We start from the raw sequence: 21,432 nt of genomic DNA on the forward strand, positions 1-21,432 counted from the left end.
TCGGCGATCGAGACGCCGTTGAACTTGGCGTTGGTGACGGCCTTGGTGATCTGGTCGCGCAGGCTTTCGAAGTCAGACTTCAGGGCGTTGAACGAGGCGCTGTTCAGCGAGGTGTCGGAAGCGGCCAAGGCCTTTTCCTTCATCTTGCCCAGCAGATCGGTGACGGTGTCGCCGGCGGCCAGGGCCACGTCGATGGTCGACTGACCACGTTGCAGCGAGTCCTTCACGGCGTTCAGCGAATTGGCGGTGGTCGATTGGTTCTTGGCCATCGCCCAGATCGCGCCATTGTCCTTGGCGTTGCCGACCTTCTTGCCGGTGTTGATACGCTGTTGCGTAACACCCAAATCGGCGTTGGTGGCGTTCAGGTTCTGCAGGGCGATCATCGCGCCTGCGTTGGTGTTGATGCTATTCAGCGGCATCTCGACATTCCTATTCAAGGGTTCCGACGTCATTTTGACTGCCGGGAGCTTTTTGCTCAGGAACCTACGCAGCAAAGATCGGGCCAAAAATGCCCAGTCGGCAAAAACCGCCAACACCTTGAAATAGTGAAGTTATGGTTTGATTTACCATGTATCTAATCGGCAAATATTGCCGAGCATTGGATCGTGTGGGAAAATTTTGCCGGGCAAATTCAGACCAAGCTCGGATGGCTCGACGAACTCAGGGGCCTGAAAAAAGAAATGCCGGACGGCCCGTAGGCCGTCCGGCTTTGATCGCCTCTTGAAGCCTAGTCGCCGATCACTTGAACAGCGAAAGGATCGACTGAGGCGTCTGGTTGGCGATCGAGAGCGCCTGAACACCCAGTTGCTGCTTGGTTTGCAGCGATTGCAGCTTGGCGCTTTCCTTGGCCAGGTCCGCATCAACCAGGTTGCCCACGCCAGCGTCCAAGCTGTCCTGCAGCTTACCCGTGAAGGTCAGATGCATGTCCAGACCCGTCGAGCTGGTGCCCAGCGAGGCCAGCTTGTTGGTCGCCGTGCCCAGAGCGTCACTGATGTCCGTGATCATCGTCTTGGCGGCCGCCGCGTCGGTGAACGACGAGGTGGCCGTGAGACCCAGACCGACGAGCGACAACGTCTTGGCGCTGACCGTGTAGGCGACACCGTCCGAGTTGCTGAGGAATTGCAACTTCGAAGTGGTGCCGTCGACGAGGCTTGCGCCATTGAATTTGGCGTTCGTCACAGCCTTGGTGATCTGATCACGCAGGCTTTCGAAGTCCGACTTCAGGGAATTGAACGACGCGCTGTTCAGCGAGGTGTCGGAAGCGGCCAGGGCCTTTTCCTTCATCTTGCCGAGCAGATCGGTGATGGTGTCGCCAGCTGCAAGGCCGACATCGATCGTCGATTGGCCGCGCTGGAGGGAATCCTTCACGGCGTTCAGCGAGGTCGAGGTCGCGCTCTGCATCTTAGCCATCGACCAGATCGCGCCGTTGTCCTTGGCGGTCGAGATCTTCTTGCCGGTGTTGATGCGTTGCTGAGTGGTTTGAAGCTCCGCGTTGGTGGCGTTCAGGTTTTGCAGCGCGATCATCGCGCCGGGATTGGTGTTGATGGAGTTCTGCATGGTCATTCTCGCCATTTTGGGAGGATTGCCCCGGCGTTTTGCCGGCCGGGCGTTTTGCCCACGGAACCCTTCGCAAGCGGCGGGCCACTTGGCGCCGCCCAGACCATGGCCTTAGCTCATTGATTTTTCTATGTATTCATAGGCCCCAGGCCAAACACAAAACCGCCCGGCGAATGCAACATTCGCCGGGCGGCAGATTGTTCCGGAAAGATTTGCCGGAGAGGGCTTCGCACCCTCCCCAGCCCTGGCGCTTGGGATCAAACCCCGTCGGCGCGTCCAGCCAAGCCTTGCATGATCATGCGGTTGATCTCGATCAGCGGCTCGAAATCTTCCTCCTTGCGCATCACGGCGCTGGAGTGGCGGCCGACCCAAAGGCTGAGCGAAATTATGCTGGCGCGCAGCTGCACCGGCAGGGTGTTTTCCGGCAAAGAGCAGTCGGTCGCCAGGGCCGACCACACACGCCGATTCCAGTCGAGCGCGTTGATGCGCGTGGCGACATCGTCAGCCGGCGCCTGGGACGCGGTCATCAACGCACGCGTCACCTGACCGAACAGACGATATTCCATCTCGCGCGGATTTTCGGTCCGCGTCGCCGTCTGTTGATAGGCGCTAAGAGACATGCCCCAACCTCTGATCTTCGTATTCGATTAGCTTGCGGCTCAGCATGAGAGCCTTGTAGTGCTCGCGCGCCATGACGTGCTTTGAGATGGCGATGCAGTCGCTCAGCACGTCTGGATTGCGCACCACGCCCATGAACTCGGTCAGGCGGGTCGCGAACTCCTCGTACTGACGCTCGGCGGCGGCCTCATCCAGATACATCATCATGACCGGGAAATAGATCCGACGCGCCGGCGTGGTGGCCTCATCGGGCTGCATGATGTCCTTTTCACGCAGCACCGAGGCTTTGTTCTGGAGCACCAAGACGCCGCGACGGTCGCCGTTCTGGACAACCGCGCCGTTCAGCACGAATTTTTCGCCGGGTTTCAACGACAGCTTCAATGGCACCAGGCCGCTCCCTCTTGCATTGCTGCGTCGCCCCCACCCGTCGGAAATGACAGTTCGGAGCAGAAACTAGGCGGAGGCGGTTAACGCCCCCTTGCCAAGCCCGCGACCGTGAGCCGCAGCTTTAGGATACAATTAAGCATACTGACCCAGAGGATGGCGCTCTCCAATCGCCAAGGCTTGCAATAGATGCCCCGCAGTCGCGACACCAAGATCTCGGTCGGCGCCCTAGCCAGCGCTCAGGAAGCTGTCGCCCAGGCCGTTAACCTTGGCTTCAAGACCGCGGCCGGCGACGCCGCCTCCACCGAAGCTCTGGCGCGGCTGGATCGCCAGACCACCGAGGTCCGGAACCAGGAAACCGCCAGACTGCTGGCCAGGTCGATCCAGGCCATGCACAACCGCGACTTCGTCAAGGGCGAAAAGCTGGCGATCAAGGCGCTGGAACGCGACGACAAGCAGGGCGTGGCCTGGCACGTTCTGGGCATTGCCCGTGAGAAGATCGGCGACTTCGCCGGCTCGATGCGCTGCTACGAGGCGGCCTTGCAATTGCTGCCCGACCACGGCGCCGTCGCCGGCGACCTGGGCCGCCTGGCCTTCCGCATGGAGATGCCGGAGATCGCCGCCAAGTTCTTCATGCACTACGTCAACGCCCGCCCCGGCGACCTGGAGGGCGTCAACAATCTGGCCTGCGCCCTACGCGACCTCAATCGCTGCGAAGAGGCTATCGAGATTCTGCGCCCGGCCCTCAACGACAATCCCACTGAGCCGATCTTGTGGAACACCCTGGGCACGGTGATGTGCAGCCTGGGTGACGGCAAGACGGCCCTGACCTTCTTCGACGAGACCCTGCGGTTGGCCCCGCAATTCGGCAAGGGCTACCACAACCGAGCCTACGCCAAGCTCGACCTCGGCGATGTCGAGGGCGCTCTGGCCGACTGCGATCTGGCGATCGCCGCGGCACGATCGGCCGAGGATCTGGCGACCATGCAGTTTGGCCGCGCGACCACCTTGCTGGCTTTGGGGCGGGTCAAGGAAGGCTGGAAGGCTTATGGGGCCCGGTTCTCCAAAGATCTGGTCGAAGCGCCGCGCTTCACCATCGAGGCCCCGCGCTGGCGCCCAGGCATGGACCTGGCCGGCAAGTCGCTGATGATCTGCGCCGAGCAGGGCCTGGGCGACGAGGTGATGTTCGCCAACATGCTGCCCGATGTGATCAAGGCCTTGGGTCCCGACGGCGCCCTGACCATCGCGGTCGAGCGCCGACTGATCCCGCTGTTCGAACGCTCTTTCCCTAAGGCCGCCGTCTTCCCGCACAAGACGGTCGCGTTCGAGGGCCGCGTCTTTCGGGGCGCGCCGGAAATCGAGGACTGGAGCGGCATCGACTTCTGGACGCCGTTGGGCGATCTGCTGGAGACCTTCCGTCCCAGCGTGGATGCTTTTCCCAATCGGCCCAATTTCCTCCAGGCGGATCCGGCGCGGGTCGAACATTGGCGGCGGACCCTGGAGAGCGCGCCCGCGGGCCCAAAGGTCGGGTTGCTTTGGAAGAGTCTGAAGCTGAACGGCGAACGCGCTCGCCAGTTTTCGCCCTTCATGCTGTGGCGGCCGATCTTGGAGGTTCCGGGCCTCACCTTCGTCAATCTGCAATACGGCGACTGCAGCGAGGAGATCGCCTTAGCCAAGGCGGAGTTCGGCGTCGACATCTGGCAGCCGCCGGGAATCGACCTGAAGCAAGACCTCGACGACGTCGCCGCCCTATGCTGCGCCATGGACCTGATCATCGGCTTCTCGAACGCCACCACCAATCTGGGCGGCGCCTGCGGCGCGCCGATCTGGATGCTGACCGGCGCCGCCTCGTGGACCCGCCTGGGCGCCCAGACGTGGCCCTGGTATCCTCAGACCCGCTGCTTCATCACGCCGGATTTCAACGCCTGGAACCCGACCATGGAGTCGGTCAGCGAGGCCTTACGCGACCGCTTCTCGATCGGTTGAGCCATTGGGCCTCACTATGAGGCGACCCCATTCAACCGTGGACGAACTCCGACGCTAGGGTTCCAAGATCCGGTTCCAACTGTGAGTACGCCATTGCCGCTCGCCATCCTCCAAGCCCGCATGTCCTCGACGCGGCTTCCCGGCAAGGTTCTGGCCGATGTGGCCGGAGCGCCGATGATCCTGCGGCAGATCGAGCGGCTCAATCGCTCCACCCGCCTGGAGCGAATCGTCGTCGCCACTTCAGACCAGGCCAGCGACGATCCGCTGGCTGCCTGCCTGAACGCCGTCGGCGTCCCAGTATTCCGCGGATCGCTGGACGACGTGCTGGCGCGCTATATCGGCGCGATCCAGGCCTTCGGCCCTGTCCGCACCGTCGTGCGCCTCACGGCCGACTGCCCCTTGGCCGATCCACAGGTGATCGACCAGACCCTGGCGCTGCATGAACGGTCGAACGCCGACTATACGTCCAACACACCGATCCGACGTAGTTTCGCCAAAGGCCTGGACGTCGAGGTCTTCGAATCCGCAGCGCTAAGGATCGCCGCCAACGAAACGGCAGATCTCTACGACCACGAACACGTTACGCCTTTCCTCTACCGCCATCCCCACCGCTTCAAGATCGCGGGCTTGGAGCAGACCGCCGATGAGGGCGACGTACGCTGGACGGTTGATCGGCCCGACGATCTGGACTTCGTCCGCGCCGTGTACGATGGACTCTACGCTGGCAATCCGACCTTCACGTCGGACGACGTCCGCGCCTTCGTACGAAGCCGGCCAGACCTGGCCGCCCTGGGGGGAGATCGTCGCGTATGACCCTGCAAACCTCGCACGTCGTCATTCTGCGCGATGTTACGCAAGACGATCGTCAGAGGCTGCTGGATTGGCGCAACAGTCCCGAGGTCGCGGCCTTCATGTATTCCGACCACGAGATCGGCCAAGCAGAGCATGACCGTTGGTTTGACGGCATGGCCGGCGACGCCCGCCGTCGCTACTGGGTGATCGAGGTCGACGGCGAACCGGTGGGCTTGGCCAACCTGGCCGACATCGACGTCCGAAACCGTCGCTGCGCCTGGGCCTACTACCTGGCCAGCCCCTCCGTGCGCGGCCTGGGCGTCGGCTCTTACATCGAGTTCTGGATGATCGAATACGTCTTCGGAACCCTTGGGTTCGACAAGCTGTGGTGCGAGGTGCTGTTGTCCAACGAGAGCGTCTGGAAACTCCACGAGCGTTACGGCTTCCAGCGCGAGGCGCTGTTTCGCCATCACGTGATCAAGGACGGCGCGCCGGCCAATGTGGTCGGGCTTGGCCTGCTGGCCCGCGACTGGTCCTCGAGGCGCGACCAGATGGTTCAGCGCTTGCTGGAAAAGGGCTACGCCGTTCCCTTCGCCTAGATCCGTCATCTGAAATTCACGGAACAATCGTCGCGCACGACGGGTTGAAGCCGAGACCACGGGAGCGCGCCGCTCTCGCCCCCACCTCGGTTTCAGGGAGCCTGCCATGCCCACCGACATCGACTATGACGACCAGGACCGCGCCGAAGTCCTGGACGAGACCAACCTGACTGAGGACGGCGAGGACATCGCCAATTTCGACGAATTGGACGATGTCTACGATGTGACCCAGGCCGACGGCGACGACGACGAGGATGACGATGACGTCGACGGCTTTGAAGACGAGGACGCCGACGGCATCGACGATGATCTCGAGGGCGAACGCGACGACGAGGGACTGGACGTCGAGCGCGAACCGCTCAGTGCGATCGCCGGTGACGACGCGGATCTCGAAGATTCCGTCTCGGACGATGACGACAGCACCGCCGATTTTGAATCCACGGAACTGGCGGATGATGACATCGAGGCGCTCGGTTACGCCAAGGAAAGCTGATGCCTGCTGGACAAGGCCGGCCGGGTTGCTGAAACCTCGCGACGAAGCGCGACCACAAGCCGGCTTGATCCAGCCGACCGTTGGTCTGTAGGTTAGTCCTGATTTGAACAACTGTTCGAGGCGTCCTTATTCGAGACGCCGTCAGGAAACCGCATGAGCTCTCGCTTCGAAGGCACCGCCGACTACGTCGCAACCGACGACCTGAAGGTGGCCGTCAACGCCGCCGTGGCGCTGGAACGGCCCCTACTGATCAAGGGCGAGCCCGGCACCGGCAAGACGGTGCTGGCCTACGAAGTGGCCAAGGCGATGAACGCGCCGCTGCTGACCTGGCACATCAAATCGACCACCAAGGCCCAGCAGGGCCTGTACGAATACGATGCGGTGACCCGCCTGCGCGACAGCCAGCTGGGTGACGAGCGGGTCAAGGACGTCCGCAACTACATCAAGAAGGGCAAGCTGTGGGAGGCTTTCGAAGCCCCGACCCGCCCCGTGCTGCTGATCGACGAGATCGACAAGGCCGACATCGAGTTCCCCAACGATCTGCTGCAAGAGCTCGATCGCAACGAATTCTATGTCTACGAGACCAATGAGACGATCGCCGCCAAGGTTCGGCCGATCATCATCATCACGTCGAACAACGAGAAGGAGCTGCCGGACGCCTTCTTGCGCCGCTGCTTCTTCCACTACATCCGCTTCCCGGAGGAAGCGACGATGCAGGCCATCGTCGACGTGCACTTCCCGGGCATCAAGCAGAAGCTGGTCGCCGAGGCCCTGCGGATTTTCTACGACATGCGCAAGGTGCCGGGCCTGAAGAAAAAGCCCTCGACCTCGGAGCTTCTGGACTGGCTGAAGCTGCTGCTGGTCGAGGACATCGACGAGACCACCCTGCGCGAGAAGGACCCGACCAAGTTGATTCCGCCGCTGCACGGCGCCCTGTTGAAGAACGAACAGGACGTCCACCTGTTCGAGCGCCTGGCCTTCCTGGCTCGCCGCGAGGGTTCGGGGGCGCGCCCAGGCCAGTAGGCGGGGCAGTCGCGGCCGTTACCGCGATTTCATTGGATTTCCGCTCGCCGGCAGATCAGGTTCGCGCCGAACGGGAGATTCCTTCGATGCGACACCTGCCGCTGTTGGCCGTGAGCGTGGCCGCCCTTGCCGCCTGTTCCTTGGCCGCCTGCTCGCCCAGGACCCTCGTCAAGGATGAGGCGCAAAAATCGTCCGGCAAAGGCGCGCCGCTGCGGGTGATCAGCAAGCTGGACTGCCCGGACAAGCAGGGCGAGTTGACCCGTCTCAGCGCCGCCGCCGACGGCCAAAGCTGCCTCTATGGCGGCCAGAACGCCGAGGTGACCCTTAGCCTGATCGCCCTGAACGGCGGCGACGCCGAGGCCGCCCTGGCGCCGATCGAAGCCGACCTGAAGGCCCTGATGCCGGCCATGAAGTCCTCGCCCACGCCGCCGACCCCGCCCGGCGGCAGGCCGCGCGGCGAGAGCGCCAAGATCAGCCTGCCCGGAATCAAGATCGACGCCCACGACAAGGGCGCCGACATCAGGATCGGCGGCCTGAGCATCAACGCCAATGACGACGGGGCCGAGGTCCGAGTGGCCAAGAACGTCACGGTCCGCGACGGCGACACCGTCAAGCACGTCACCGAGCGAACCAACGGCGGCAATTCGAACGTCAGCGTCAAGTCCAGCAGCGACGAAGAGGGCGACACCGAAATCCACGCCACCGACGACGGCGCCCAGATCCGCCAGCGCAAGGGCGGCGACGGCGTGCGCGCCACCCTGATCCTGGCCAGCGACAAGGCGGCCAGCGGCTACCGTGTCGTCGGCTACGAAGCCCGCGGCCCCAAGGGCGGCCCGCTGGCCGTGGCGGTGGTCAAGGCCAAGGGGCGCGACGGCAGCGACCACGACATCTTCGAGGACATGAAGAGGCTGGTGAAACACAACGTCGGGGGTTGATCCGCCTCCTATGGGGGCGGACAGGCGGCGAAGCCGCCAGGTGGGGGCAAGTGCGGTGACGCCCTAAACCGGCGTCACCTCCATCACCTTGTAGGTCAGGGGCCGGCCGTCCTCGTCGGTGACGGTGACATATTCTCCCGTGGCAAACCGGTGCTGGCCAAGGCGATGGACCGGCTCGTCGTCCAGGTCCCCGCCCGCGTCATAGTCGAAAAACCACCGCTCGCCGCGACGGTTCAGGCGGCCGTCCGCCGCGTCCTCGTCCGGAGCAAAGCGGCGCACCACGCACTCGTCCTTGGCCTTGGCATAGGCCGCGGCGTCCAGGTGGCCGTCCTCGGTCAGAGGCGCGGTCAGGGCGTAGCCCCGATGGTCGTCGCCTCCCGCGAACTCGGTGCCGGGATTTCGGGCCAGGCGCATGACGATGCGTGACAGGGACATTTGGACGTCCTCCTATTTCAACGAAAACAACGGTCTAATGCGACAGGAACAACGAGGGCCCGTCGTTGTTCAGCAGGCTTCGCGTGGTGCCCCCGAAGATGAACTCCTGCAGGCGAGGATGGCCGAAGGCGCCGGCCACCAGGAAATCGGCCCCGACCTCCTTGGCCGCTCCTAACAGCAATCCCGCCGCATCGCCCGAACCGTCCAGGACCTTGGATGTGGCGACGACGCCCCGCGCGGCCAGGAACTCGACCAGCCGCTCCAGGGCGAAGCTGCGCGACGAGACGCCCGGCGCGCCGGCCACCACCACCTTGGCGGCCTTCTGCAGCAGCGGCAGCGAGGTGCGCATGGCCCGGCTGGCCTCCTTGCCGCCGTCCCAGGCCACCATGACGGTTCCGCCGACCTTGAGCCCAGGCCGCGCCACCACCACGGGACGCTGCTCGTCGGCGATCATCTGCTGAAACGCCTCGGCCAGCGGACCTTTGCCGCGCGCGGCGGCGTTGTCGAAGACGATCACGTCCGACAGTCGCCCCTCCATGGCCAGGCCCGCCCAGACCGGCGATTCCAGACTGATCGCCCTGCTGCGGGCATAGCCCAGCTCGGCCACCATCTTGTCGACGGTGTGGTGGCCCTCGACCGCGGCTTCCTTCAGACTTTCCAGCGCCGTGACCTGCACGCCGCCCATGAAGCCCTCGCCCATCCAGGGCATCAGGTCGGCCATGTCGGCCGGGGCGTGGACGCAGGCCAATTCGGCGTCGAAACCCTCGGCCAGCACCCTGGCCGACTCCAAAAGCCCCCGGTCGGCGGTCGCGCCGGCCAGCGGCGCCATGATTCTCGCCCAGCTCATGATCGATCTCCCGGTCCAGGCCCGCAGAACGGTGAGGCCCATTCAACAGGCCCCATTTCCACAGGCAACCACCCACGCCTCATTGATCTTTCTCAATCGATGGGCCAGTCCAGACCAGATAGGGCCTGCACCTTCACCGTAAGGAACGAATTCGTGGCCAAAGGGCTGCATAAAACTCCGCCCCGGGCGTGGCAGCGCATGCTGTCGGGACGCAGGCTCGACCTGCTGGATCCCTCGCCCATGGACATCGAGATCGAGGACATCGCCCACGGCCTGGCCCGGGTGGCGCGCTGGAACGGCCAGACCACAGGCGAGCATGGCTTCTCCGTGGCCCAGCACAGCGTGGTGGTCGAGGAGATCGCCGCGCACATCCGGCCCGATCTGGAGCCCAAATGGCGGCTGGCCGCCCTGCTGCACGACGCCAGCGAATATGTGATCGGCGACATGATCAGCCCGTTCAAGGCGGCGCTGGGCGTCAGTTATAAGGATTTCGAGGCCCGCCTGGAGGACGCCATCCACATCCGCTTCGGCCTGCCGCCGAAGACTCCGCCGATGATCAAAAAGCTGATCAAGCAGGCCGACCGCGCCTGCGCCTTCTTCGAGGCCACCCAACTGGCCGGCTTCGACCATGCCGAATCCCTGTCGATCTTCGGTTCGCCCCCGCCCGGTTACGACCTGAAGATCCTGCCCCTGCCGCCGTTCGAGGCCCAGGCCCGCTATGTTCAGCGCTTCCATGTGCTGTCCCGCGCGGCCGGTTTCGAGTCCGCGCCCGGCATGGCGTTCGAAACCGAATGACGGGGCCCCAAAATCAAGGTGGAGGCTCGACGTCGGTCGTCATCGGCCTGTCGGCGGTGGTGGTGGCTATCCGCGACGGCGAGGCCGTGGTGCTGACCGTGCGGCCGCACGACGCGATCACCGACATCGCCAGCCCCCTGCCCGGCCTGCCGTTCGGTCCGTTCGACCCGGCCGGCCACCGCACGTTCGAGCTGGGCCTGCGGGCCTTTGTCACCCAGCAGACCCGTTTCCAGCTGGGCTATGTGGAGCAGCTCTACACCTTCGGCGACGAGGGCCGCGACGCCCCGCGGGCCGAGATGGGGGCCGGCGCGGCCCGGGTCGTCTCGGTCGGCTATCTGGGCCTGACCCCCACCGCCGTCGAGACCCAGGCGCCCGACACCGCCTGGGCCCCGTGGTCGGCCTTCTTCCCGTGGGAGGACTGGCGCCACGGCCGCCCCACCTTGCTGGACGAGGCCATCGCTCCGGCCCTGCGCCGCTGGGCTCGTGACGACGCCGGCAAGTGGTCCCGCGCCCGCCTGGCCTTCGCCCTGGACGGCGCGCCTTGGAACGAGGAGCGGGTGCTGGAGCGCTATGAACTGCTCTACGAGGCCAGCCTGGCGCCCGAGGCCGCCCGCGACCGGGCCCGGGCCGAGGGCCAGGACCCCGCCGAGCCCGCGGCCCTTTCCGCCGCCCTGGGCGAACCGATGATCTCGGATCACCGCCGCATCCTGGCCACCGGCCTCTCGCGCCTCCGGGGCAAGATCAAGTACCGCCCGGTGGTGTTCGAGCTGATGCCGGCCGAGTTCACCCTCTCGGCCCTGCAACGCACCGTCGAGGCCATCGCCGGGGTGCCGCTGCACAAGCAGAACTTCCGCCGGGTGGTCGAGCGCGAGGACCTGGTGGAGGGCCTGGGCCGCCAGGACGCCGACACCGGCGGCCGCCCGGCCGAGCTGTTCCGCTTCAGACGCGAGATCCTGGCGGCGCGGCCGGCCATGGGGCTGAGCCTGCCGTTGCTGCGGGACTGATCGGGGACACACACTCGCCTTAGGACCTATCGACATTCACGCTCGGTGCGTGGTCCTCGTCCTTCGACAGGCTCAGGATGAGGACCATTTTCGAGTCCGGGCGGTAGAAAAACCTCATCCTGAGCTTGTCGCCAAAAAGCACTTGGGGGACGAGGTTTTCGTCTCAGACGCTGAATGTCGATAAGCCCTAATCCTCGTTCCGAGGCGCCGCCGCCCGCGCCGCCCGGCTCGCCGCCGCCATCCTCAGTCGCCGGCGGATGTTGCGACGGAGGTAGGCCATCCTCTTGGGGGTTCGCCCGCTGTCGTCGCCCATGGGGTCGGTCTGTTGCTGATCGGCTGCCGGGTGGCGCGAAGCCGGGCTCGGGTCTTGGACCTGGTCATGACGCCTCCTTGGCGCGGTTATGGACACGACTTGCCGCCTCACGCGGCAAGCCGCTGAAGTTCGGGGAGGGACGCGGAGCGCCGGGCCAGGCCCGGAAGCTGTTTGAAGAAATACCGTTTCGACCAGGACCGACGCTCCGCGCGATCGTTATCCGGGAGCGTCCGGCGGTCGGCCCTGTTCGGGCCTCGCCGACTTTAAGCCCCCGACGGGCGGGCCGGGCTCGCGTTGCCCGGTCCCGGAACGCTTGCGTCACCGCAAGCCTGTCGCGCCATCGGCCCTCATCCAACGCCGTTTCTGTGTTCCAGGCTCGGCCAGCACCAGATGGATGAAGTTGGCGATCCCTTGCGGAACCGCCGCCGACGAGCGCGCCCGCTCGACCGCACCCCAAGGCCGCGAAGGTCGCAGGCCTTAGCGCCCTCCCCATCGCCTTGAGATGTTCTGATTATGCCGCAGCGCGAGAGAGTGGGGATAAGTGGATTATCGGCGTTGTTTTCGTTAGGGAAACACGCCGGGAGCGATGGGGATAAGTTTTTTTGGTCCGGTTTCGGCCACCCCGTTGTTCGAGGCCGTCTACGGCAGGAAGGCCCGCGCGCCGGGCCAACTGGCGCGGTCCCGGACGGCGCTCGGGCCTGATCTCGATCGGGGTGTGTGCAACCTTTAGTCGGCAGCATTTGCCGAAGGTTGCATTTCTTATGAGTGTGGGTTTGCTAAGTCATTGAAAAGAAGCGGCAAGCGTCTGGCATGGCGCTTGCTGCTGCTCCTGCGGATTGGTCCCGTTTACCCGCAGGAGCCCTCATGTCGATCAATGCGGTTTCGTCCCAGCAGCCCATCTATACGCCCAAGAGCCAGGCGGCGGCCTCGTCGAGCCCGGCCTTCACCCTGGAAACAGATGCGGCGCCGGCAGCGAAGCCGGGCCCCCTCTTCAAGCCCACTGGGGTCCTATCGGTGTCCGGCCTCGACATGGAGGCGATGACGGCTCGGTGGGAGGCGGTCCGGCCGGAGATGGAGGCCCGCGAAAAGGCCTGGCGCGCGCAGCTCGATGGTTATGGCGACTACGCGAAGGGCTTCGCCGCCGCCCAGAACGACCAGCCTTATGGCCAGGTCACCAAGAACGGCGAGGTGATCGCCACGGTCTACAACAGCGGCGTGATGAGCGGTCCGGGCACCACCCAGATCGACGGGGAGCATCCGCCCGGCATGAAGGGCCCTGAACTGGCCAAATGGCGCGCCGAACAGATCTTGAAGGCGACGGGCGGGACGTTCGCCAGCCTCGATACGGCGGTGACCCAGGAGGCCTGGGTCGCCCAGCAGGCCAAGCTCCCGTCGCGCATGACGCCTACGGAATGGGCCGCGGCCAATGGGGTCCCGGACTTCTTCAATGGGCGCGCGCGTCTCAGCGACATCGGGTCTGATCCTTCCATGTCGATCGACGCGGTTTCGTCCCGGCAGGCCGTCCACGCCCCAGCGGCTCGGATGGCGGCGGCGTCCGCTCCGGTCTTCACCCTCGACCCGGACGCGGCGCCGGCAGTCGTCCCCAAGCCGCCTCTGAGCGTGGCGGCGCCGACCAGCGGTGAAATCCAGGCGCGCATGGCGCTGCTGGAGCAGCAGCGGCCGGAGATGGAGGCGCGCGCCAAGGCCTGGCACGAGATGCTGGACGGCTGGGTCAACGCCGCAAAGGACGCCGCCGCCGCCCAGAACGACCAGCCCTATGGCCAGGTCACCAAGAACGGCGAGGTCATCGCCACGGTCTACAACAGCGGCGCGATGAGCGGTCCGGGGAGCAACCAGATCGACTGGGACCAGCCGCCCGGCATGAAGGGGCCGGAGCTGGCCAAGTGGCGGGCCGAACAGATCCTGAAGGCGACCGGTGGGACGTTCGCCGGCCTGGACACGGCCGAGACCCAGGAGGCCTGGGGCGCCCGGCAGGCCAACAACAAACCCACCCTGGGGCTCATGGAGTGGGGGGCGGCCAACGGGTTCCCCAACTTCTTCGATGGGCGCTCGCATTTCAGCGACATCCGAGCCTGATCTCGGCCATGTCGATCACCGCTGTTTCGTCCCGCCAAAGCCACCAATCGCCCCTTCGGGCAAAGCCGGTTGCGTGGAGCGCTATCTGAGCCACCGCCCGCAGAGGGGGAGGATCTGTCCGCTCATCACCTCTCAGCTGACGACCGGAGAGTCCGCTTTCGACGGCGGCGCGGGCTCCGCCGATCGCCGCGCCCCCTCGGGCGGCGACAAGGCGACCTCCCCTTCCCGCGCCAGCCGCGCCCGCCATTTGGCCTTCAGGGTGTGCGAGGTGTCGCGCGAGCCGTCGTGGCTCCAGCCGGGCGGGCCGAAGATGTAGCCCGGGGCGTGGCGCGGGTGCCTGACCACGTCCTTGCCGATGCCGATGAACTCGTGGAAGACGTTGGTCAGCAGGTTGAAGCTGGCCAGGTTCTTGACCGTCCCGTAGCGGCAGGGCTCGTCGTCCGTCTCCGGAATGAAGGTGCCGAACATCCGGTCCCAGATGATCAGGATGCCGGCGTAGTTGGCGTCCAGATAGCGGGGATTGCGGGCGTGGTGCACCCGGTGGTGCGAGGGCGTGTTGAACACCGCCTCGAACCAGCGCGGCATGCGCTTGATGGCCTCGGTATGGATCCAGAACTGGTAGATCAGGCTGATCCCCTTCTGGATGGCCACCATGGCCGGCGGGAAGCCCAGGAACGACAGCGGCAGCCACAGCAGCCAGGTCCCCACGACGCCGCCCGTCCAGGTCTGCCGTAGGGCGGTCGACAGATTGTAGTGGGTGGAGGTGTGGTGGTTGACGTGGCTGGCCCACCAGACCCTTCGCTCGTGGGCGATGCGGTGGAACCAATAGTAGGTCAGGTCCTCGGCGAAGAAGAGGATCACCCAGGCCCAGACGGCGGTCATCGGGATCGTGAAGATCCGGTGCTGCCAGACCCAGACTGTGGCGGCGAAGATCGCGCCGCCCAGGATCGCGCCCGCGACGCTGCTGCCCAGGCCCAGGCTCAGGGACATGGCGGTGTCCTTGGCCTCATAGCGCGCGTTGGCCTTGCCCATCCGGGCCAGGACGATCTCGAGGATGACGGCCAGCACGAAAAACGGGATCGCCATCTGGACGGGGTCGAAGGTCTTCATGCGGCGACCTCATGCGAGACGAACTGCGGCGGCGGCCAGGCGCCGTCCTTCAGGGCCAGGCGGGGCGCGGCGTCGGCGGTCTTCACGACGACAAAGCCCTTGTGGGTCTTGGCCGCCAGGGCGGCGCTCCAGGCCAGGTCGCGGGCCACGTAGCCGTCACCCTTGCGCCAGACGATCAGGGCCCGCTCGCCCGAGCGCGCCATCAGGCCCGCGCCGTCGGCGGCGATCCACAGGGTGTCGATGGTGTCGTCGGGGAACTCCACCGCCAGCAGGGCGCGCGCGCTTTGCGCGTCGAGCGGCGGGGTCGGACGCGGAATCCGCGCCCAGGCCGCGAGGGCGACCAGCAGGCTGACGGCCACGGCCGAGCCCAGCAACTGAATCAACAGCGCCTTGTCCAAAGCGACGCTTCCTCCCGTGATCTTGACGCCAGCGTCACGCTCCGGGCCGCGAGCGTCAAGGGCGACCTGACGGCGGCGCGCCGACACCTTGGGTGTTTACCTCCCCCGCTTTCGTGCCCAAGGTTGAATGTCCGCCACAGAGCGGGCGGGTTTTCAGGAGTTTCGGATGTCGTTGATGTTCCAGCCGCTGAAGAAGTACGCGGAATTCTCCGGCCGGGCGCGTCGCCTGGAGTTCTGGCTGTTCGCCCTCTTCATCGCGCTCGTGGAGATCGTCTACTGGGTGCTGATGGCCGCGACCGGCAATTTCGATCCGTCGCGCTATGGGGCGGTCAACGGCCTGGGCATGGCCCTGATGGGCCTGTTCACGATCTTCGGGCTGGCGATCATCGTCCCCAGCCTCGCTGTGACCTTCCGGCGTCTGCACGACACCGACCGTTCGGCCTGGTGGTTGCTGATCAGTCTTCTGCCGGTCATCGGCGGGTTGGTCCTGCTGGTCTTCTACCTGCTGCCCGGCACGCCGGGACCTAATCGGTTCGGCCCCGACCCGAAGGGCGCGAGCGGCGACGTCGCGGCGGCGGCCGGCTAGCGGCGACCTCGCCCCGGAATCAGGACGCGCGCCCCCGCGAGGAGGCGCGCGTCCCGGGTTACCGCCCTATTGCTTAGAACTTCCGGGCGTAGCCCACGGACACCACGTTGGCGTCGGCCGCGTCGTTGTCGCGATATTGCTGACGGGTGTAGTCCAGACGCACGCCGTTCTTGTCGTCGACCTTGTACTGAGCCCCGACACCGTAATTGACGCTGTCGGCGTCGAACTTGCTCTCGACCCCGGCCAGGGTCTGCTTGAACTGGCTGTTGCCGTAGCCGACCCGGCCGATCAGGTCGATGTTCGGGGTCACCGGCAGGAAGGCCACGCCATAGACCGCGGCCTGATGGGTCTGCTCGATCTTGGAGCGGACGCCGGCCTGGTCGATGTTGTCGTCCTTGACGCCGCCGGACAGTTCGCCCTCGACGCCGAAGTGCGGGGTGAGCTTGGCGCCCAGGCGGCCCTGCACCGCGCCGGTGTCGGCGCCCTCGGCGCGGGAACCGGCGTAGCCCAGGGTCCCGTAGACCTCTTGAGCGTGCGACAGGGCGGGAACAGCGGCGACCGAAAGGGCGGCCAGGGCGGCCGTCGTCATGAGAGTTTTCATTGTTGTACTCCTTGGCACTGGCGAGGCTGGGGGGGAGCGCCTCGACCTGACCTGGATAGCCTTGCCATGGGGCCGGTCTTGGACCCTGGCCGGACCCGTTTGGGGCCATTGCGTGTCGTTTCCGACATGTCCGTGGCGATTGTGGCGGCGCTGAATCGTTCCGCCTTCCGCGCCGAAAGCCACGAGGTGTGACATCCCTGCCGCGCGGGGAAAGGTGACGCGGGCGTCAGGCGTGCTATTGATCGCCACAAACCGAAAGACGCGCCGCCACTTTTCAGAGGCAGGGCGCGCCAGTGTCACCGGGACCGCCGCCTTGTCTAAAGCCGTCATCGTCGCCACGGGGCTGTACACCCCGCCGTTCAGCGTTTCGAACACCGAGCTGGTCGAAGCCTTCAACGCTTATGTCGAGCGCTTCAACGCCGCCAACGCCGAGGCGATCGCCGCCGGCGAGGTCGTGGCGCTGGCGCCCTCCTCGCCCGAATTCATCGAGAAGGCCTCGGGCATCAAGGCCCGCTACGTGATGAACAAGACCGGGATCATCGACCCCGAGGTCATGCGTCCGATCCTGCCTGAGCGCCCCAACGAGGAAATCTCGATCCTGGCCGAAATGGCCGTCGAGGCCGCCAGGCAGGCGATCGCCCGCTGGGGCAAGCCGGTTTCCGAGATCGGCGCGGTGATCTGCGCGGCCTCGAACATGCAGCGCGCCTATCCGGCCATGGCCATCGAGGTGCAGCAGGCCTTGGGCATCGAGGGCTTCGCCTTCGACATGAACGTCGCCTGCTCGTCGGCCACCTTCGGCATCAAGACCGCCGCGGACTTCATCGCCACCGGCAGCGCCAAGGCCGTGCTGATGGTCAATCCCGAGATCTGCTCGGGCCACCTGAACTTCACCGACCGCGACAGCCACTTCATCTTCGGCGACGTGGCCACGGCCGTGATCCTGGAAGAGGAAAGCCAGGCCAGCGGCGGCTGGGAAATCCTGGGCACGCGGCTGAAGACGCAGTTCTCCAACAACATCCGCAACAATTTCGGCTTCCTGAACCGCACGGCCCCCGAGGGGATCGGCGCCAAGGACAAGCTGTTCGTGCAGGAAGGCCGCAAGGTTTTCCGCGAGGTGGTGCCGATGGTCAGCCAGATGATCGCCGAGCATGCCGACGACATCGGCGTCGATCCGACGGGCCTCAAGCGGCTGTGGCTTCACCAGGCCAACATCAACATGAACGACATGATCGCCCGCAAGGTGCTGGGCCGCGATCCCGAGCCCGGCGAGAACGTGATCATCCTGGACACCTACGCCAACACCAGCTCGGCCGGCTCGATCATCGCTTTCCACACCGCCAATGACGACTTCGCGCCCGGCGAGACGGGCCTGATCTGCAGCTTCGGCGCGGGCTACTCGGCGGGCACGGTGTTTGTCCGCAAACGGTAGGAACGATCCGGGACCAGGCGCGAGCGTCTGATCCCGGTGTCGACCTATTCGGTCACGCGCACGACGTGGGCCGACACGGCGCGCCAGGCGCCGGCGCGCTTCACATAGACATCGGCGTAGTCGTTGGTGCTGGCGAAGTCGCCCTCCGCGGTCTTGCCGATCATGCGGCTGCGCGCGCGGACCACGGCGACGTCGCCGAACACCAGGATCTTCAGGTCGTCCCAGGCGATATCGGAGACCGTGCGCGCCGGATTGGTCGCGGCCTTGACCAGATCCGCCTTCTTCATCACCCGACCGCCTGGATAGATCGCCTCGAAGTCGTCGGCCAGAATGCGCTCCAGAGCCGCGCCGTCGTGGGTTTTGTAGGCCGTCAGCCACTCCGCGTTCAGCTTCTCCAACGCCGCTGCTTCGGGCGAGGTCGAGGTTGCTGGGGTCGCCGCGGCCGCGGCCTGGGCGTGAGCCGGGATGGGCGCCGACAGCATAATCAGGGGCGCGGCCATCGCGGCCAGCAAGTGCCTGTTCACGGGGCGTCTCCTAAGAAAGATCATGGGGTCGGGGCCGTCGGCGGGCTGGGTGGATGCGCCGCCTTCCAATCCATGGCGGTGCGGATGCGGCTGCCCACGGCGGGGTGATCGTAAAACAGCACCTCCTCCAGGCGGCCGGGCGTCGCGGCCCGGTATTCGATGGTCTTGACCAGAGCCTTGGACAAACCGTCGGGCTCGTTGAAATGCACCAGGCTGTAATTGTCGGCGTCGGTTTCGGCGAGGCGGATCAGGCTGTTGGTCAAGGGCGTGCCCAGCAGACCCAGGACGGCCAGGATCACGCTCAGCACCGGCAGGCCCGCCGGATCGGCCACGCCCCTGACCGTGTCGGCGCCCATCAAGGTCGCGACCGGGGCGAACAGGCGGTCGATCAGGAAGAAGGCCACGATCGCCAGCACGCTCATCACGCCGGCGATCCACAGCGCATGCTGGTGGGCGTAGTGCCCCATTTCATGGCCGACCACGGCCCGCACCTCGGCGATGTCCGCGCCCTGCTTGAACATGGTGTCGCTCATCGCCACCCGCGCCGAACCGAACAGGCCCGAGACGTTGGCGGTGTAGGCGTTGGATTGCTTGGAGCCGTCATAGACGAAGATCTTGTCGCTCGGCACGCCGTTGGCCTCGGCCATCGCCACCACCGTGTCGCGCACCGGGCCGGCCGGCGCGGGCGTGTACTTGTTGAACAGCGGCTCGATATAGATCGGCGCGATCAGCAGGCTGATGACCACGAAGCCCGCCGTCAGCCCGCCGCTCCACAGCCACCAGGTGCGCGGCGCCTTGCGGATCAGGGCGTACAGGGCGACCAGGAACAGCCCGGTGAAGATCGCCGAAATGACGATCGACATCACCCCCTCGCCCAGCCAGCCCAGGAAGGCTTGACTGGTCAGGCCATAGGACTTCTCGCGCCACCAGTTCGAATAGGCAGACCAAGGCAGCGACAGCAGCCAGTCGATCAGCAGATAGGCGACGCCGACCGCGAAACTGACCAGCACCGGCCGCGGCTTGCGCCGCTCCAGGCTTCGCCGCAATCCGACCAGCACGCCGCTGCGCACGATCAGGAACGAGACCAAGACCGAAACCAGGAAACCCCACAGCAACAGCCAATGGCCGCCCTGGGTGTAGGCCGTGGCCTTGGCGTGGGCCTCGGGCGGCAGTTGCGCCAGATAGGCCGCCGTGGCGGCGACCGGATCGAACAGAGCCAATGGAATTCCCCCAATGAACGTCCCAGCCTCGCAGGAAGCCAGAGCGCGGCCCCGCCGTCAGGTTAAATCTCGGTCAGATTGGACGCGGCGGTGCGACCGCGACGCTTGCCTCTGGCGGCGGCGCGCGGGGCGTATAGAAATGCGCCGATGATTTCGTCTTCCGAGGCTCGCATGCGATTCCCCGCTCGTCGTGAACTTCTGATCGCCATCGGCGTGGGCCTGAGCCTGGGCGCGACGGCCGTCCTGTCCGGCTGCGGCAAGACGGGTGACGTTCCCGAGAGCGGCCTCAAGCGCGTTGAGGCGACCAAGGTCCTGCGCATCGGGCTGGAAGGCACCTATCCGCCGTTCAACTTCCAGGACAAGGACGGCCAGTTGGCCGGCTTCGAGGTCGACTTCGCCAAGGCCCTGGCCGCCCAGATGGGCGTCAAGACGGAGTTCCACCCCTCGCCGTTCGCCGGCCTGCTAGGCGCGCTGGAATCCAGGCGCATCGACGTGGTCATCAACCAGATCACCATCACGCCGGAGCGGGCGGCCAAATACGACTTCTCGCGGCCTTACACCGTCTCGGGCATCCAGATCATCGTGCGTAAGGGCCAGATCGGCATCGCGGCCCCGGCCGACCTGGCCGGCAAGAAGGTGGGCGTGGGCCTGGGCACCAACTACGAGAGCTGGTTGCGGGCCAACGTGCCCTCCGCCGTGGTCCGCACCTATGATGACGACCCCACCAAGTACCAGGACCTGAAGGCCGGCCGCATCGACGCGGTGCTCAACGACCGGCTGGTGGCCGCCGACTTCGTCAAGACCACGCCCGACTTCGTCGCCTCGGGACCGCCGTTCGCCAGCCAGGGCATGGGCGTGGCCATGCTGCGCGACCCGGCCATGAAGGTGACGATCGACCAGGCCATCGACGCCCTGCGCGCCAACGGCCAGCTGGCGGCGATCTCGACCAAGTGGTTCGGGACGGACGTGACGAAGTAAGGATGACCCCCGCCCTTGATCTCGTCGCCCAGTCCGCCCCGCTCCTCCTGAAAGGCGCGGGCTACACCGTGCTGCTCAGCCTGATCGGCATGGGCGTGGGTCTGGTCATCGGCTTCGGCCTGGCCTTGATGCGGTTGTCGCGCACGCGGCTGCTGCGCTGGCCGGCGGCGGTCTATGTCTCGGCGATCAGGGGCACGCCGCTCTTGGTGCAGCTGTTCCTGATCTATTACGGCCTGCCGCAACTGGGCGTGCAGCTGCCGCCGCTGCTGGCGGCCGGAATCGGCTTTTCGATCAATATCGGCGCCTATGCCGGCGAGATTCTGCGCAGCGCCATCGCCGCCGTGGACAAGGGCCAATGGGAGGCCGCCAGCGTGCTGGGCATGAGCCGCGGCCAGGCCCTGCGTCGGGTGATCCTGCCCCAGGCCGCCCGCACCGCCGTCGCCCCCCTGTCCAACAGCTTCATCAGCCTGGTCAAGGACACCTCCCTGGCCGCCACGATCCAGGTGCCCGAACTGTTCCGCCAGGCCCAGCTGATCACGGCCCGCACGTACGAGATCTTCGCCATGTATCTGGCCGCCGCCGCCCTCTACTGGATCTTGTCCAGTGTGCTGGCCCTGGGTCAGACCCGGCTGGAACGCCAGGCGGAGGGCCGCCGATGAGCAAGATCCTGGGGAGCGCGATCGAAGCCAAGGGCCTGGTCAAACGTTT

General features: G+C 65.8%; 24 protein-coding genes. 13 read left to right on the plus strand and 11 right to left on the minus strand.

Annotated elements, in window-relative coordinates:
* From WAL33_RS04325 to flbT, 4 genes are all read right to left on the minus strand, one after another.
* The coding region (locus tag WAL33_RS04325; RefSeq protein WP_422178845.1) for a flagellin at positions 1-419 on the minus strand (419 nt) is incomplete at its 3' end.
* 319 nt (positions 420-738) lie between these two features.
* Entirely contained in the window at positions 739-1,557 is an 819-nt protein-coding gene (locus tag WAL33_RS04330) for a flagellin (RefSeq protein ID WP_422178846.1), read from the minus strand.
* A gap of 257 nt (positions 1,558-1,814) precedes the next feature.
* Positions 1,815-2,177, minus strand: coding sequence for a flagellar biosynthesis regulator FlaF (gene flaF / locus WAL33_RS04335; protein WP_422178848.1), 363 nt, complete (start codon positions 2,175-2,177; stop codon positions 1,815-1,817).
* The gene (gene flbT, locus WAL33_RS04340) at positions 2,167-2,562 is read right to left on the minus strand and encodes a flagellar biosynthesis repressor FlbT (protein WP_056439974.1); all 396 of its coding nucleotides are present in this window, start codon (positions 2,560-2,562) and stop codon (positions 2,167-2,169) included. The genes flaF and flbT overlap by 11 nt, the downstream gene beginning before the upstream one ends.
* A 186-nt stretch (positions 2,563-2,748) precedes the next feature.
* On the opposite strand from flbT, the gene WAL33_RS04345 reads away from it, so the two are divergent.
* The 6 genes from WAL33_RS04345 (at position 2,749) to WAL33_RS04370 (ending at position 8,387) form a co-directional block, all read left to right on the plus strand.
* Positions 2,749-4,545, plus strand: a complete 1,797-nt coding sequence (locus WAL33_RS04345) for a tetratricopeptide repeat protein (protein WP_422178850.1) — start codon at positions 2,749-2,751, stop codon at positions 4,543-4,545.
* Positions 4,546-4,638: 93 nt separating this feature from the next.
* A complete protein-coding gene (locus WAL33_RS04350; RefSeq protein ID WP_422178852.1) occupies positions 4,639-5,358 on the plus strand; it encodes a cytidylyltransferase domain-containing protein in 720 nt (239 codons plus the stop codon).
* Complete coding sequence (gene pseH, locus WAL33_RS04355; RefSeq protein ID WP_422178854.1) at positions 5,355-5,936, plus strand: UDP-4-amino-4,6-dideoxy-N-acetyl-beta-L-altrosamine N-acetyltransferase; 582 nt, start codon at positions 5,355-5,357, stop codon at positions 5,934-5,936. The genes WAL33_RS04350 and pseH overlap by 4 nt, the downstream gene beginning before the upstream one ends.
* 106 nt (positions 5,937-6,042) lie before the next feature.
* Positions 6,043-6,429: a primosomal protein gene (locus WAL33_RS04360; protein ID WP_422178856.1), complete on the plus strand. Its 387-nt coding sequence runs from the start codon at positions 6,043-6,045 to the stop codon at positions 6,427-6,429.
* A gap of 153 nt (positions 6,430-6,582) precedes the next feature.
* Entirely contained in the window at positions 6,583-7,452 is an 870-nt protein-coding gene (locus WAL33_RS04365; RefSeq protein WP_422178858.1) for an AAA family ATPase, read from the plus strand.
* 86 nt (positions 7,453-7,538) lie between these two features.
* A complete protein-coding gene (locus WAL33_RS04370) occupies positions 7,539-8,387 on the plus strand; it encodes a hypothetical protein (RefSeq protein ID WP_422178860.1) in 849 nt (282 codons plus the stop codon).
* A 63-nt stretch (positions 8,388-8,450) separates the two neighbouring features.
* On the opposite strand, the gene WAL33_RS04375 is transcribed toward WAL33_RS04370, so the two are convergent.
* Both WAL33_RS04375 and WAL33_RS04380 read right to left on the minus strand, forming a co-directional pair.
* Complete coding sequence (locus WAL33_RS04375; RefSeq protein ID WP_422178862.1) at positions 8,451-8,822, minus strand: hypothetical protein; 372 nt, start codon at positions 8,820-8,822, stop codon at positions 8,451-8,453.
* 34 nt (positions 8,823-8,856) lie between these two features.
* Positions 8,857-9,669, minus strand: a complete 813-nt coding sequence (locus tag WAL33_RS04380) for a universal stress protein (RefSeq protein WP_422178864.1) — start codon at positions 9,667-9,669, stop codon at positions 8,857-8,859.
* 153 nt (positions 9,670-9,822) lie between these two features.
* On the opposite strand from WAL33_RS04380, the gene WAL33_RS04385 reads away from it, so the two are divergent.
* The 3 genes from WAL33_RS04385 (at position 9,823) to WAL33_RS04395 (ending at position 13,878) form a co-directional block, all read left to right on the plus strand.
* Positions 9,823-10,464 carry a YfbR-like 5'-deoxynucleotidase gene (locus WAL33_RS04385; RefSeq protein WP_422178866.1) on the plus strand — a complete coding sequence of 214 codons (642 nt, stop codon included), beginning with the start codon at positions 9,823-9,825 and terminating at the stop codon, positions 10,462-10,464.
* On the plus strand, positions 10,461-11,468 hold the full coding sequence (locus WAL33_RS04390; RefSeq protein WP_422178868.1) for an NUDIX hydrolase: 1,008 nt from the start codon (positions 10,461-10,463) through the stop codon (positions 11,466-11,468). Before WAL33_RS04385 ends, WAL33_RS04390 begins: the two co-directional genes overlap by 4 nt.
* 1,177 nt (positions 11,469-12,645) lie before the next feature.
* Positions 12,646-13,878, plus strand: a complete 1,233-nt coding sequence (locus WAL33_RS04395) for a hypothetical protein (RefSeq protein WP_422178870.1) — start codon at positions 12,646-12,648, stop codon at positions 13,876-13,878.
* Between the two features lie 132 nt (positions 13,879-14,010).
* Here WAL33_RS04395 and WAL33_RS04400 read toward each other — a convergent pair whose 3' ends face one another.
* Positions 14,011-14,988, minus strand: coding sequence for a sterol desaturase family protein (locus WAL33_RS04400; protein WP_422178872.1), 978 nt, complete (start codon positions 14,986-14,988; stop codon positions 14,011-14,013).
* On the minus strand, positions 14,985-15,371 hold the full coding sequence (locus WAL33_RS04405; RefSeq protein ID WP_422178874.1) for a hypothetical protein: 387 nt from the start codon (positions 15,369-15,371) through the stop codon (positions 14,985-14,987). Before WAL33_RS04405 ends, WAL33_RS04400 begins: the two co-directional genes overlap by 4 nt.
* Before the next feature lie 181 nt (positions 15,372-15,552).
* On the opposite strand from WAL33_RS04405, the gene WAL33_RS04410 reads away from it, so the two are divergent.
* Positions 15,553-15,972, plus strand: coding sequence for a DUF805 domain-containing protein (locus tag WAL33_RS04410; protein WP_422178876.1), 420 nt, complete (start codon positions 15,553-15,555; stop codon positions 15,970-15,972).
* A 73-nt stretch (positions 15,973-16,045) separates the two neighbouring features.
* Here the strand turns inward: WAL33_RS04410 and WAL33_RS04415 are convergent, their stop codons facing one another.
* On the minus strand, positions 16,046-16,573 hold the full coding sequence (locus WAL33_RS04415; protein WP_422178878.1) for a porin family protein: 528 nt from the start codon (positions 16,571-16,573) through the stop codon (positions 16,046-16,048).
* Positions 16,574-16,886: 313 nt separating this feature from the next.
* On the opposite strand from WAL33_RS04415, the gene WAL33_RS04420 reads away from it, so the two are divergent.
* Positions 16,887-18,002, plus strand: coding sequence for a beta-ketoacyl-ACP synthase III (locus WAL33_RS04420; protein WP_422178880.1), 1,116 nt, complete (start codon positions 16,887-16,889; stop codon positions 18,000-18,002).
* A gap of 44 nt (positions 18,003-18,046) precedes the next feature.
* On the opposite strand, the gene WAL33_RS04425 is transcribed toward WAL33_RS04420, so the two are convergent.
* Positions 18,047-18,526, minus strand: a complete 480-nt coding sequence (locus WAL33_RS04425; RefSeq protein ID WP_422178882.1) for a nuclear transport factor 2 family protein — start codon at positions 18,524-18,526, stop codon at positions 18,047-18,049.
* 20 nt (positions 18,527-18,546) lie between these two features.
* Positions 18,547-19,746 (minus strand): M48 family metallopeptidase, encoded by a 1,200-nt coding sequence (locus WAL33_RS04430; RefSeq protein ID WP_422178884.1) that lies wholly within the window; start codon positions 19,744-19,746, stop codon positions 18,547-18,549.
* 171 nt (positions 19,747-19,917) lie between these two features.
* On the opposite strand from WAL33_RS04430, the gene tcyJ reads away from it, so the two are divergent.
* The gene (gene tcyJ, locus WAL33_RS04435) at positions 19,918-20,724 is read left to right on the plus strand and encodes a cystine ABC transporter substrate-binding protein (RefSeq protein ID WP_422178886.1); all 807 of its coding nucleotides are present in this window, start codon (positions 19,918-19,920) and stop codon (positions 20,722-20,724) included.
* A 2-nt stretch (positions 20,725-20,726) separates the two neighbouring features.
* Positions 20,727-21,383 (plus strand): cystine ABC transporter permease, encoded by a 657-nt coding sequence (gene tcyL / locus WAL33_RS04440; RefSeq protein WP_422178888.1) that lies wholly within the window; start codon positions 20,727-20,729, stop codon positions 21,381-21,383.
* Positions 21,384-21,432 lie beyond the last annotated feature (49 nt).

Origin of the sequence: Caulobacter sp. (assembly GCF_049283275.1) — a bacterium.
GTDB lineage: Bacteria > Pseudomonadota > Alphaproteobacteria > Caulobacterales > Caulobacteraceae > Caulobacter.

Excerpts from the sequence above, each read along its gene's own strand:
- WAL33_RS04415 (WP_422178878.1), bottom strand. The coding sequence starts at position 16,573 with ATGAAAACTCTCATGACGACGGCCGCCCTGGCCGCCCTTTCGGTCGCC.
- WAL33_RS04400 (WP_422178872.1), bottom strand. The coding sequence starts at position 14,988 with ATGAAGACCTTCGACCCCGTCCAGATGGCGATCCCGTTTTTCGTGCTG.
- WAL33_RS04390 (WP_422178868.1), top strand. The coding sequence starts at position 10,461 with ATGACGGGGCCCCAAAATCAAGGTGGAGGCTCGACGTCGGTCGTCATC.
- WAL33_RS04370 (WP_422178860.1), top strand. The coding sequence starts at position 7,539 with ATGCGACACCTGCCGCTGTTGGCCGTGAGCGTGGCCGCCCTTGCCGCC.
- WAL33_RS04365 (WP_422178858.1), top strand. The coding sequence starts at position 6,583 with ATGAGCTCTCGCTTCGAAGGCACCGCCGACTACGTCGCAACCGACGAC.
- WAL33_RS04410 (WP_422178876.1), top strand. The coding sequence starts at position 15,553 with ATGTCGTTGATGTTCCAGCCGCTGAAGAAGTACGCGGAATTCTCCGGC.
- WAL33_RS04360 (WP_422178856.1), top strand. The coding sequence starts at position 6,043 with ATGCCCACCGACATCGACTATGACGACCAGGACCGCGCCGAAGTCCTG.
- WAL33_RS04395 (WP_422178870.1), top strand. The coding sequence starts at position 12,646 with ATGTCGATCAATGCGGTTTCGTCCCAGCAGCCCATCTATACGCCCAAG.
- pseH (WP_422178854.1), top strand. The coding sequence starts at position 5,355 with ATGACCCTGCAAACCTCGCACGTCGTCATTCTGCGCGATGTTACGCAA.
- WAL33_RS04375 (WP_422178862.1), bottom strand. The coding sequence starts at position 8,822 with ATGTCCCTGTCACGCATCGTCATGCGCCTGGCCCGAAATCCCGGCACC.
- flaF (WP_422178848.1), bottom strand. The coding sequence starts at position 2,177 with ATGTCTCTTAGCGCCTATCAACAGACGGCGACGCGGACCGAAAATCCG.
- WAL33_RS04380 (WP_422178864.1), bottom strand. The coding sequence starts at position 9,669 with ATGAGCTGGGCGAGAATCATGGCGCCGCTGGCCGGCGCGACCGCCGAC.
- tcyJ (WP_422178886.1), top strand. The coding sequence starts at position 19,918 with ATGCGATTCCCCGCTCGTCGTGAACTTCTGATCGCCATCGGCGTGGGC.
- WAL33_RS04345 (WP_422178850.1), top strand. The coding sequence starts at position 2,749 with ATGCCCCGCAGTCGCGACACCAAGATCTCGGTCGGCGCCCTAGCCAGC.
- tcyL (WP_422178888.1), top strand. The coding sequence starts at position 20,727 with ATGACCCCCGCCCTTGATCTCGTCGCCCAGTCCGCCCCGCTCCTCCTG.
- WAL33_RS04330 (WP_422178846.1), bottom strand. The coding sequence starts at position 1,557 with ATGCAGAACTCCATCAACACCAATCCCGGCGCGATGATCGCGCTGCAA.